This window comes from Mongoliitalea daihaiensis, assembly GCF_021596945.1.
GTDB lineage: Bacteria > Bacteroidota > Bacteroidia > Cytophagales > Cyclobacteriaceae > Mongoliitalea > Mongoliitalea daihaiensis.
Map to the genome: position 1 here is coordinate 1,479,953 of NZ_CP063779.1, position 12,768 is coordinate 1,492,720.

10 protein-coding genes are annotated in these 12,768 nt (G+C 40.2%); 8 read left to right on the plus strand and 2 right to left on the minus strand.

The features are described 5' to 3' along the window. Positions 1–404: 404 nt before the first annotated feature. Both IPZ59_RS06225 and ruvB read right to left on the minus strand, forming a co-directional pair. Positions 405–2,792, minus strand: coding sequence for a hybrid sensor histidine kinase/response regulator (locus IPZ59_RS06225; protein ID WP_236139015.1), 2,388 nt, complete (start codon positions 2,790–2,792; stop codon positions 405–407). A gap of 1,603 nt (positions 2,793–4,395) precedes the next feature. Continuing rightward, positions 4,396–5,430, minus strand: a complete 1,035-nt coding sequence (ruvB, locus tag IPZ59_RS06230; RefSeq protein WP_236139016.1) for a Holliday junction branch migration DNA helicase RuvB — start codon at positions 5,428–5,430, stop codon at positions 4,396–4,398. Between the two features lie 154 nt (positions 5,431–5,584). Between ruvB and IPZ59_RS06235 the strand changes: the two genes are divergently transcribed. From IPZ59_RS06235 to IPZ59_RS06270, 8 genes are all read left to right on the plus strand, one after another. After that, positions 5,585–6,652 carry an FAD:protein FMN transferase gene (locus tag IPZ59_RS06235; RefSeq protein ID WP_236139017.1) on the plus strand — a complete coding sequence of 356 codons (1,068 nt, stop codon included), beginning with the start codon at positions 5,585–5,587 and terminating at the stop codon, positions 6,650–6,652. Next, positions 6,645–7,418 (plus strand): class I SAM-dependent methyltransferase, encoded by a 774-nt coding sequence (locus IPZ59_RS06240; RefSeq protein WP_236139018.1) that lies wholly within the window; start codon positions 6,645–6,647, stop codon positions 7,416–7,418. The genes IPZ59_RS06235 and IPZ59_RS06240 overlap by 8 nt, the downstream gene beginning before the upstream one ends. After that, positions 7,408–8,205 carry a ZIP family metal transporter gene (locus tag IPZ59_RS06245; protein WP_236139019.1) on the plus strand — a complete coding sequence of 266 codons (798 nt, stop codon included), beginning with the start codon at positions 7,408–7,410 and terminating at the stop codon, positions 8,203–8,205. The genes IPZ59_RS06240 and IPZ59_RS06245 overlap by 11 nt, the downstream gene beginning before the upstream one ends. 132 nt (positions 8,206–8,337) lie before the next feature. Further along, on the plus strand, positions 8,338–8,760 hold the full coding sequence (locus IPZ59_RS06250) for an IS1/IS1595 family N-terminal zinc-binding domain-containing protein (RefSeq protein ID WP_236139020.1): 423 nt from the start codon (positions 8,338–8,340) through the stop codon (positions 8,758–8,760). Between the two features lie 138 nt (positions 8,761–8,898). Next, positions 8,899–10,341 (plus strand): porin, encoded by a 1,443-nt coding sequence (locus IPZ59_RS06255; protein ID WP_236139021.1) that lies wholly within the window; start codon positions 8,899–8,901, stop codon positions 10,339–10,341. 11 nt (positions 10,342–10,352) lie between these two features. Beyond that, a complete protein-coding gene (locus IPZ59_RS06260) occupies positions 10,353–10,616 on the plus strand; it encodes a DUF4212 domain-containing protein (protein ID WP_236139022.1) in 264 nt (87 codons plus the stop codon). Positions 10,617–10,636: 20 nt separating this feature from the next. Continuing rightward, entirely contained in the window at positions 10,637–12,322 is a 1,686-nt protein-coding gene (locus tag IPZ59_RS06265) for a sodium:solute symporter family protein (protein ID WP_236139023.1), read from the plus strand. Between the two features lie 227 nt (positions 12,323–12,549). After that, positions 12,550–12,762 (plus strand): hypothetical protein, encoded by a 213-nt coding sequence (locus IPZ59_RS06270; protein WP_236139024.1) that lies wholly within the window; start codon positions 12,550–12,552, stop codon positions 12,760–12,762. Positions 12,763–12,768: the final 6 nt, after the last annotated feature.

Below are 12,768 nucleotides of genomic sequence, written 5' to 3' on the forward strand. Positions count from 1 at the left end.
TATCTGTCTTCATTTGGATACGAAATTACATGTTTTTTCTAGATTTAAAAAGTTACTTCGAATATACTTGGGGTCTTTTAAAATGTGCCACAACGATTCTCTTCACGCCATTATGGCGCAAAGCATTCCAATTCGTAGTGATAGACGCCATAGTGGCGGCTATTTCCGAATTATCTAACTACCCACTCCCATTCTAATCATGTTCACAAGCTGCTTTAAACAAGTGAGGTGTAACAGCTTTGTTGGATAGCTTTTTAAATATATGGAATTCCTATCTGTTTTTTTCGTCTTTTCGATCTATTTTGGATTCCTGACAAGGGGAAAGCTTGATCTCGTGATTTTTGGCTCCTCTCTATTATCCATTTAACTTAAACGCCCCATTTATTTCTATATCAGCATTTCTTTTAAAGAATATTTGATACATCCACCTCTTGTAAATAAAGGCATTGTTGGACTTTGGAGTAGAGTTCATCTTTATCAACAGGCTTGGTCATATAGTCATCCATACCCACTGCTTTTACTTTTTCCTTTGCTTTGTCTGTGGCATCAGCTGTGACAGCAATAATGGGAATTTGTTGGTTTTTAGAACCTGCCTCTCCGTTTCTGATAGCAACTGTGGCTTCATATCCATCCATTTCAGGCATCTGAAGATCCATCAGAATCAAATCTACATGTGCAGCTTGTAATTTTTCAAGTGCCTCGATTCCGTTATTGGCAATATCAAACGTCGTGTTTTGCCATTTTCTTAAAATAGCCTTCATAACTACCTGATTCACGGGGTTATCCTCCACTATCAAAATATGCTTGCCCTGAAGGTCATAGGTTCCAGAAATGCTGCTTGTTGCTTGTGCAGCTTTCTTTTCAGGGAGTTTAAAGTTTAACTGCATCACCACTTTTGTACCTTTTCCTTTGGTGCTAGTGATATTGATAGTACCTTGATACAGCTCAATTAAAGCTTTTACGATACATAGCCCTAAGCCAAAGCCTCCAAATTTTCGTTTATCGTCGATTTGTTCCTGTATAAAGGACTCGTAGATTCTATCCAGTTTTTCCTGCTCGATTCCTACTCCTGTATCTGTAATGGTAATCGTTAAATCCACTGTATTCCTTGGACTAAGGTCAGATTGTATGCTTAACTTGACATCACCCTTTTGCGTGAATTTGATAGCATTGTTTAGAATGTTGAGTAAAATCTGTCGGATACGTGCTTTGTCTCCTAAAATGTAGGCTGGTAATTGGTTGATTTCCTCATAAATGAAATTGAGGTTTTTATCCTTGGCTTTGTTAGCGGTGATTGTGCGTAACTCTTGGATGATTTTTTCTACTTTGACAGGGCGTTCTTCCAGTTTGAGTTCCTTTTTCTCAATATTGGAATAGTCCAAGATATCATTTATGGCCGATAACAATTCCAAGGAAGAATATTGAATGATTTCCAAATCGGATTTGACTTTAGGATCTTGTGTTGTTTCTTGAATGGATTTGGAAAGCCCAATTACGGCATTTAATGGAGTTCTGAGTTCGTGGCTGATATTTGAAAGAAAAAAGGATTTGATTTCATTAGATTCTTGGGAACGTTGAAGAGCTATTTCCTGCATTTGTTCTTTTTCTGATTTCAGAATCCGGATTCTGTTAGCCATGGACAAAGAGAGAAAGATGATTTCAAGTCCAGTTCCAAATTTTGATGCATTTTCAGTAATAAATGAGTTTGGAATAAGACTGAAATTGTTGAGTATAAAAATGAAAAAGCCACTAAAAAAGAAAAACAAACCGATGCCAAAGAATAAATCAGGAGCTGCCCCTCTTCGTAGAGAAGTAACTAGCGTTCCTATGATGAGAAATAGTAGCAATACTCCAAGTAAATTGACAAGAGGGTAATAAAATTCAATTGCACTGTGAATAAAAAGAATTGCCCCAATAAGGGCCAAAATGCAGATGTGGAGGGAATTGTAAACCTTTTCCAATAAAGGGCTAAAGTTTTTTACTTTCATAAATACCTGTACATACCTTCCAAATGCTAAAGCCGAAAAAGCAGCTGCAAGCAGCACAGCATTTCTAGACAACCAACCGGCACTTGGTGTGAGGTATTGAAAAAAGTAACCATCCAAAGAAAGGTGTAACAATGCGATCGAAGACACATAAATGAAGTATAAGAGAAAGCTTTTTTCCTTGATTCCAAAGTAGAAAAACAAGTAAATCGCACCTGCAAGCACTAAAATTCCATAAAAAATCCCGAATGCTAATTGGTCTTTGTAAGAGGTCAAAATCATGGAGTTGGCACTGTGTAAATTTAGTGGTAAGTTGATTACCTCACCATCACTTTGGTATTGAACATAAAATTCATAGCTGCTATCAGCTTTAAGCTCGATGGGAAAAATCATTTTCCGGTGGGCAAGTGGCTTGGAATCAAAGGGGAGTAAGTCACCGGTGATTTGTGAAACGATTGTTCCTGAGGCATCGATTTGATAAAGTTCAATGATATCAGTAATTGGTCTTCCTGTTTCGAAAAATAAGCTCAAATCCCGATTACTGTTATTAGTTAGGCTAAATTTCAGCCAATAGTTATCCTTGGTGAATCCCAGATTGGTATTAGGACCGGCAATAGGTTCAAAAGTATAGGTTGCTTTTTTTTCCAAGAACTGTTGCAGGCTAAGTATTTCAGAACCTACATTGGTTATGGATGCTGCTTCATAGATTGAAATTGGTTTGTGGAAGTTGTCAGTTTCCACCAAAAATTGTGCTTGAAGATTTGAGGTAGCTACTATCAAACATACAAGAGTGACTAAATTATTCATGAACAGCTGATTTTTCATAATTAACGGCAGTGGTGATAAGTCCAACCAAATACGAGAGCTAGTTGTTTTTTGGATTTTATCGAGGGTAAAAAATGAATGTTGTACCTAAAACCTACAATAGAAAGGCACACGAATGGCACGAAGGCTTCTTTCTGCACGTACAAATCTAAAATCTAAAATCATAAATAAAAAAAGTCCACAGATGACACAGATTTGCACAGATTAAGGAGTTGGGAGAAATTTTGGGAATAATTTAGATTATCTGATAAGCTTGATTTTTAATTTCCTCGCGTGGCTCGGGGGATTTGGTTTCATCCTTTACAATAATTCATCATTCGGAGTTGGACGTTTATCCTTCGACATTTTTTTTCTCGCCACGGGCGCCACGGTTGCTCGCCACGTCCGCAAAGGGAAATTACCTCTTACAATCAAATCTAAAACCTGCCTTCTAATCCTGATAGCTATCGGGACCAAAATAAAAAAGTCCACGAATGACACGAATTACACGAAGGCTTCTTTCTGCACGTACAAATCTAAAATCTTAAATCTAAAATCATAAATAAAAAAAGTCCACAGATGACACAGATTTGCACAGATTAAGGAGTTGGGAGAAATTTTGGGAATAATTTAGATTATCTGATAAGCTTGATTTTTAATTTCCTCGCGTGGCTCGGGGGATTTGGTTTCATCCTTTACAATAATTCATCATTCGGAGTTGGACGTTTATCCTTCGACATTTTTTTTCTCGCCACGGGCGCCACGGTTGCTCGCCACGTCCGCAAAGGGAAATTACCTCTTACAATCAAATCTAAAACCTGCCTTCTAATCCTGATAGCTATCGGGACCAAAATAAAAAAGTCCACGAATGACACGAATTACACGAAGGCTTCTTTCTGCACGTACAAATCTAAAATCTTAAATCTAAAATCATAAATAAAAAAAAGTCCACAGATGGCACAGATTTGCACAGATTAAAATGTTAGGTGAAACTTGTGGGATAGTTTAGATTATCTGATAAGCTTGATTTTTAATTTCCTCGCGTGGCTCGGGGGATTTGGTTTCATCCTTTACAATAATTCATCATTCGGAGTTGGACGTTTATCCTTCGACATTTTTTTCTCGCCACGGGCGCCACGGTTGCTCGCCACGTCCGCAAAGGGAAATTACCTCTTACAATCAAATCTAAAACCTGCCTTCTAATCCTGATAGCTATCGGGACCAAAATAAAAAAGTCCACGAATGACACGAAGGCTTCTTTCTGCACGTACAAATCTAAAATCTTAAATCTAAAATCATAAATAAAAAAAAGTCCACAGATGGCACAGATTTGCACAGATTAAAATGTTAGGTGAAACTTGTGGGATAGTTTAGATTATCTGATAAGCTTGATTTTTAATTTCCTCGCGTGGCTCGGGGGATTTGGTTTCATCCTTTACAATACTTCATCATTCGGAGTTGGACGTTTATCAGTCGACATTTTTTCTCGCCACGGGCGCCACGGTTGCTCGCCACGTCCGCAAAGGGAAATTACCTCTTACAATCAAATCTAAAACCTTCCTGGCGGAAGGCAGGTCTGCCTTCTGAAATCTAAAATCTAAATCTCTTACCCAAACAAGGTTCCCGTCTGTCCGCCGAAATCAGGTTTGATTTTTAGATGTTTGTAGGCTTGTTCGGTGGCCATTCTTCCACGGGCTGTTCGCTTGAGGTAGCCTTCCTGGATCAGGAAGGGTTCGTAGACTTCCTCGATGGTTTCGGCTTCTTCTCCGCATGCAGTAGCGATGGTACTCAAGCCCACAGGTCCTCCCTTGAATTTTTCGATGATGGTCAAGAGTATGCGGTTGTCCATTTCGTCCAAGCCATTTTCATCCACATCTAAGGCATCCAAGGCCATTTTGGCGATGTCTATGCTGATTTTGCCGTTACCTTTGACTTCGGCAAAGTCACGAGTTCTTCTTAAAAGCATGTTAGCAATACGGGGTGTGCCTCGACTCCTTCGGGCAATTTCATAGGCAGCCACATCATCGATTGGTGTTCCCAAAATCCCCGCCGAACGGCCCACGATATCGGTCAGTAATTTGGCATCGTAGTATTCCAAGCGTGAATTGATCCCAAATCGCGCCCGTAAAGGCGAGGTCAATAGGCCTGAACGAGTAGTGGCACCAATCAATGTAAATGGGTTCAGGGAAATCTGAACCGAGCGGGCATTTGGCCCCGAATCCAACATGATGTCGATGCGATAGTCTTCCATAGCAGAATACAGATATTCTTCCACGATGGGATTGAGTCTGTGGATTTCATCGATAAATAGTACATCACCTGACTCTAAATTGGTGAGTAGGCCTGCTAAATCCGATGGCTTATCCAATACAGGCCCAGAGGTGATCTTGATGCCAGCATCCAATTCATTGGCAATGATGTTGCTCAGGGTTGTTTTACCCAAGCCAGGAGGGCCGTGCAAAAGTACATGGTCAAGAGGCTCATTCCGTTTCTTTGCCGCTGAGACAAATATTTTTAAGTTTTCTACGATCTTAAACTGTCCCGTAAAGTCATCAAAACTCAATGGCCTCAAGGCTTTTTCGTATTCTTTTTCCTGCGTATTCAGGTTGCTTTTATCTCCGCTTAGGTAATCTTCTCTCATATTGCGCTATTGAGTTAAACAAAGATACAAAATTAACGTGAGTGTAGATGGCTTTCATTTGAAGCAACTGGAAAGGAGTTTTGTTGCATTTGTAAGGCGGCTAAGAAATTAAATTGGAAAATAAGCTTTAACTTTCGGAAAAATCACCTCAGTTATGAATAACAACGCCCAAAAGAATATCATCTATTCGATTATTCTCTTGCTTTTAGTCGTTATCGTCTACTTATACAGGCAAAATAAAGAAGGTTCGGAAGATCTTGTTGCATCTACTACAGATGCTGTTGGCAGAATGGTCATTGTTGGACAGACTATGGGGACCAATTACCGGGTGGTTTATTTGGATCCTGAAGGCAGAAATCTGAAGTCGGCAGTGGATTCATTGTTAATCGTGTTTAATCAATCCTTATCTACCTATATTTCAGATTCAGAGATTAGCCGCTTTAATCAGTCGGATTCATTGGTTTTTGAGCTGCCATTTTTTTTACCTGTATTACAGTCCAGTAAGGAAGTCTTTGAAATGACCGAGGGTGCATTTGATCCAACTGTTGGCCCGGTGGTGAATTTATGGGGTTTTGGTCCAGGGGGACCGCAATTGAAGGATTCTGTGAATATTACCAGCATTCTTCCAAAGATAGGCTTCGAAAAAATCACCTTCGATCAACAGCAGGCGCGTAAACTTGTTTCCGGTATGTACTTGGACTTTTCGGCTATTGCCAAGGGCTACGGAGTAGATGTAGTGGCGGATTATCTGGAGTCCAAGGGAATCGATAACTTCTTGGTGGAGATTGGTGGGGAATTGGTTGCCCGTGGATTGAATGATAAGGGGGAGTTGTGGAAAGTGGGAATCAACAATCCCGAAGAAATGGGAAGTCCAAATGATCTATACTCTGTGGTGGCTTTGGAAAATAAAGGGATGGCCACATCCGGAAATTATAGGAACTATTATGAGGTAGATGGGCTAAAAATTTCCCATACCATTGATCCAAAAACAGGAAGACCTGTACGCCATGGATTATTAAGTGCAACTGTATTGGCAGATGATTGCATGACTGCTGATGCTATCGCAACAGCTATGATGGTTATGGGTACAGAAAAAGCAATTGCCTTACAAGAATCCTTGAAAAGTTTTGAAATCTTTCTGATTTTCAATGACGAGTCAGGGGAGTTAACTTCATTTGCAAGCGAGGGCCTCAAGCCATATTTGTCATTTATTCATGAGTAACTGTGTTTCGTTGGTAGCCACTTCGGGTGGATTGATGAAGGATTGGTTTTCTTCTCCCTATTTTCAGATTTTATACAAAAACAGAGATACTTCTGAAGCCCAATATTTTATTGATAGGCTTGATGATTACTTTCTATTTCAGGAAGGAAAAAAAGTAATGGACTTGGCTTGTGGAAGGGGGAGACATAGCGTTTCCCTTCATCAGAAAGGATTAGACGTTACCGGTGTAGATTTCTCTCCATTGAGTATTTCGCAAGCAAAGGAGTTTGAAAAACCAGGTCTTCGCTTTGTAGAAGCTGATATGCGGACTTATCTAGAGGAGGAAAGCTTTGATTATGTCTTCAATATGTTTACAAGCTTTGGTTTTTTTGGAGATAACCTGCAAAATCAACTGGTGATTGATTGTGTCTACAAAAACCTGAAAGCCGGAGGGTTATTTTTGTTAGACTACCTCAATTCGGACTTTATCTTGGATAATTTTGTTCCACAGGAGCTCAAAATTGTGGATGGTATCAGTTTTCACATCAACAGATCTGTGAAACAAGGACATATTATCAAGGATATTTACTTTGAAGATCAGGGAAGACGCTTCCATTATCAAGAGTCTGTACAATTGATTACTCGGGAGATGTTCGAATACTTCTTTGAAAAAGCAGGTTTTGTGTTGAAAGATGTATTCGGAGATTATTCATTAAGACCTTATGTCAAACACCTCAGTGAGCGTATTATATTTATTGTAGAAAAACCTGATCTTCATGCTAATTAATTTTCTTTTGCTTTTTCTCACGGCGATGGTAGCCGGTGGTTTGGCCTATTTTATTCCCAACTGGGAAGAACGCTACTTCAAATTGGTTTTAGTTTTTGCAGGCTCCTATCTCTTTGCTATTACGGTATTACATATTTTACCAGATCTATTTGTAGAAGCACCCAATCCCAGTTGGATGGGTTTTTATATTTTATTGGGTTTTTTGTTACAACAGGTTTTAGCCCTTTTTTCTACAGGTGTCGAGCATGGACACATTCATCATCCAAGTCAAGCCCACGGACATGGCATTGAGATGGGGGTTTGGACTTTAATGATTGGCCTATTTGTCCATGCCTTTCTCGAAGGTACACTTCTGTCGCATGAGGGTGTATTGACAGAGGCCCTGCATGACCACAGTCATCACGACCATGCGCATGACCATGGTCATCATCACCATCATGGGCATAACAACTTACTTCTGGGAATTTTGCTACATAAAGGTCCCGAAGCATTTGCACTAGTGGCAGTGTTGACCACGGCTATGAAAAAGCGCTGGGTATTTGTGTTATTGACGATTTTTGCCCTGGCGTCTCCCGCAGGGATGTTGCTGAGTAACTTTCTGTATGAAGCAGATATATTGGGTAGAAATGGGTTGAATATTTTCTATGGTGTAGTAGCTGGTGGCTTTTTGCATATTTCTACGACCATCTTCTTTGAAAGCAGTCCAGACCATAAGTTCTATTTAAATAAGGTTTTGGTGAGTATTTTAGCATTCACTTTGGCTGTAATTCTCGAATTGTTTTTGTAGATTTAAATTCCGATTTACGACAGGTTATCCATATTTTATTTTGATTTCTTTTTTTGAAATCTAGCGAAAATCTATATCTTGCTAATAAGTTATAGTTTCGCTAATTTAGTATATCAAACCCAAAATATTCCCATGGAAAAGCCTACATGTCCAAAGTGCGAACAAGAGAAAATTGTTAAAAGTGGCGTTGTTGGAGGAAGACAGCGTTTTAAATGTAAAAAATGTGGCTATCATTTTACTGTAAATAAGCTTGGTAAGGCTATTGACAAGTATTATGTTGTCAAGGCTTTGCAGCTATATATCGAAGGAATCTCTTATCGTGAAATCGAAAGAATATTAGGTGTCAGTCATGTCTCGGTCATGAACTGGGTCAAGCAATACAAAATCAAAGCCCCCGAAAGCTACGATTACAGGCCTACCTATCGTGTGCTCAATCATACCGAGTTGGTCAAATTTATGGCTCAGAAGGAGAATTTGACCGATACGGGTATGCTTATCACGGAATTAGGAGATAAGTTTATGATTATCAAGTGGGAGCGCTTCAAAAATCGCTAATCCGAATTATATTTTGTTCGCTATAGTAAATTTACAAATATCTATCATCATTTTTTATTTTGGGTAGCATCTTGTCAACTTAGACTTGTTGGTCGGGCCCGACTGCAATCAGTCAACATCAACAAAACCCAAAATACAATGCAAACCTCTATCAAATGGTTGATGAGTGCATTCATTGGGATCATCTTTTTCCAATCAGCTGTTGCGCAAGATTCACTTGCCAACTTCAGAGCCGCCAAAGATGACATCACTGATCACTCGTATAAGCCACTCACGCTTAATCTAACGAACGACGGTTCCAAGTACATCCGATTCATCGTATGGAATCAGATGTGGGCACGTGTCACAGAGAATAATCCAGGCACTTTAGGTGTGGACGGTACCCCACGCAGGACTACCGCGGATATTGGTATCCGAAGGGCTCGTTTCCTAGCTTATGCCCAAATTTCCCCCAGATTTATGGTCCTTACCCATTGGGGTATCAATAATCAAACATTTACAAATGGAGGCGTTCCCGGTGGAGGTGCCACAGGTAATCCAGGAAATATTCCTGTAACTGTTAATCCAGAAACAGGAGTAGGCGCTGCAGCAGGAATGTCTGCTAAAAAGCCTCAACTATTCTTCCATGATATATGGACAGAGTTCAAAGTTTCCAATGAACTCTATGTTGGGATGGGGCTTCATTACTGGAATGGGATTTCCAGAATGACAAGCCACAGTACCCTAAATTTCTTAGCAGTAGATGCGCCGATTTTCAACTGGCCTTTGATAGAGCTTACAGACCAATTTGCACGTCAATTTGGGTTTTATGCCAAAGGACAGGTAGGTAAATGGGATTACCGAGCGGCATTGAATAAGCCATTTTCTGTAGGTGGAGGTGGGAGATACGATGCAAACACTCAACGCCCCATTGCTGCCAATGTCATCAATGACAACTGGGCTACCCAAGGATACTTGGCCTATCAGTTTTTGGAAACGGAGAACAACAAACTTCCTTTTTTTGTAGGAACTTATCTAGGCACCAAGTCTGTCTTCAATGTTGGTGCTGGATGGCATCACCATAAAGGAGCTACTAATTCTAGGAATTCAAGTGGAGCCGTCGAAACACACGATATGTTGCTGTTGGGTTTTGATACCTTCTTGGATCTCCCCCTCAATAAAGCAAAAGGTATCGCATTGACTAACTACAATGTGTTTTACAATTATGACTTTGGGCCTAACTACATACGGAATGTAGGAATTATGAATGTAGGCTTTGGTGCTGGTACTACACAGAATGGGCCTGGCAATGCTCAACCTACTATTGGTACAGGACAAATATTTTATTCTCAGACAGGCTTATTGCTTCCGCAGAGTTTATTAAATGGTAAAGGGCGCTTGCAGCCTTTTGGAGCGCTTACCCATAAGAACTTTGAGTTTTTTGAAGAAAGCTCTTGGCAATATGACCTCGGTATTAATTACTTACTGAATGGTCATCACGCAAAAATCACTTTACAATACGGTCATCGTCCACTCTTTGAAAATTTCAGAAGAGCTGGAGGGGCTGGAGAATTTATCTTACAAACCCACATCTTTCTATAATACTCCATACTATGTCAGACAACAAACAAAAAATGCAGGCCTACTGGAAGAAGAATCTACGGACACTTCTTATCCTATTGGTCATTTGGTTCACCGTATCCTTTGGTTTCGGAATTCTCTTGGTTGATCAACTCAACACCATCAGGTTGGGAGGTTTTAAATTAGGCTTTTGGTTTGCTCAGCAGGGCTCCATCTATGCGTTCGTGGTATTGATTTTTGTCTATGTCTATAGAATGAATCAATTGGATAAAGAATTTGACGTAAACGAAGAATAACCCCAAAATCAACCAAACAAATGGATATTTTAACTTGGACATATATATTGGTAGGCGCATCATTTGCCCTCTATATAGGAATTGCTATCTACACGAGAGCAGGTTCCACAAAAGAATTTTACACGGCAGGTGGAGGCGTTTCTCCTCTGGCAAACGGGATGGCAACAGCCGCTGACTGGATGTCTGCCGCATCTTTTATTTCTATGGCAGGGATCATTGCATTCTCTGGCTATGATGGATCAGTTTATTTGATGGGATGGACAGGAGGCTATGTGTTATTGGCACTCTTACTCGCCCCCTATCTTCGGAAGTTTGGGAAATTTACCGTTCCTGATTTTGTAGGCGATCGCTATTATTCTAATAAAGCACGTGTAGTAGCCGTGATTTGTGCTCTTTTCATTTCTTTCACTTACGTAGCAGGACAAATGAGGGGTGTTGGGATTGTATTTTCTAGATACTTGGAAGTAGACATCAACACAGGTGTAATCATTGGGATGTGTATTGTATTCTTCTACGCTGTATTGGGCGGGATGAAAGGAATCACCTATACGCAGGTAGCACAATATTGTGTGTTGATTTTTGCCTATATGGTCCCTGCAATTTTTATATCCATGCAATTGACAGGTAATCCAATACCTCAGTTAGGTTTGGGTGGTGTTGTTGCTGACGGTACTCCATTGTTGGATAAATTGGATGGTGTATTGACTGACTTGGGATTTGCAGCCTATACTTCGGGTAGAAAAGGGATGATTGATATTTTCGCGATTACCCTAGCCTTGATGGTAGGTACAGCGGGGCTCCCACACGTAATTGTACGCTTCTTTACAGTACCTCGCGTAAAAGATGCGCGTTTATCAGCAGGTTATGCGTTGGTTTTTATTGCGATCCTTTACACAACGGCTCCCGCAGTAGCTGCTTTTGGTATCTACAATGCGATCGAAACAGTTGCAGATAAGCCAGTGGACCAATTACCAGCTTGGGTAGGGAATTGGCAAAAAACGAATCTGATTTCTGTAGATGACAAAAATGGAGACGGAATTGTACAGTATTCTGCTGATCCAGCAATTAATGAATTGAAAATTGATAAAGACATCATGGTGTTAGCAAGTTCTGAAATTGCTAATCTTCCAAACTGGGTGATCGGTCTGGTTGCCGCCGGTGGAATGGCAGCGGCTTTATCTACAGCTGCAGGGTTATTGTTGGTGATTTCTACATCTGTTTCAAGAGATTTGTTCAGGACATTCAAGCCTGATATGACTGAGAAAAGAGAATTGTTGATTGCGAGAATCTCTGCAGCTGGTGCAGTTGGTTTGGCAGGATACTTTGGTGTGAATCCTCCAGGCTTCGTAGCGGAGGTAGTTGCCTTTGCTTTTGGTTTGGCAGCAGCATCTTTCTTCCCAGTTATAATTATGGGGATTTTCTCGAGCCGTATGAATAAAGAAGGAGCCATTGCGGGGATGATTTCTGGCTTGGTATTTACGATAGTCTATATTAGTTACTTCAAGTTTATCAGCCCTGAATTGAATAATGTAGATAACTGGTGGTTTGGTATATCTCCAGAAGGGATAGGCTCTGTAGGGATGTTGGTCAATTTCGTAGTAACCTACACAGTCTCTAAAATGACCCCTGCCCCACCTCAAAAAGTTCAGGATATGATCCAAGAAATCAGAATTCCGAGAGGCGCTGGGGCTGCTCAAGAGCATTAATAACTTACTGAATTTTCCTGACTTTGTCGCTTTCATATGAGAGTTGTAAAGGCTGAGATAATTTAAACAATAACCTTTGTGCCTTCGCGTCTTTGTGGCCAATCAGCCATAAGGATGCCAAGGCACAAAGAATTTAAAAAAAACATGAACTATCGGATGAACAGTCAAGGTATCTTTTCTTTAATCTGATATCAAAAAATTGTATCTTAACGATTTGAGAAGAAGTCATGAAATCATCAAATAAAGTACAGTTGCTGTGGAGCGTGTTTGTCTTAGGGATTTTTTTGTTGAATTATCCCGTGATGAAGCTCTATAATATCCAATCCACTATTGGAGGGGTGCCGCTTTTGTACGCGATGGTTTTTGGGATTTGGTTGTTTTTGATTGTGTTGACCTACATCGTAATACGCAAGTCCAAAAAGGAAGAAAAGAGTGCTTAGTAATGG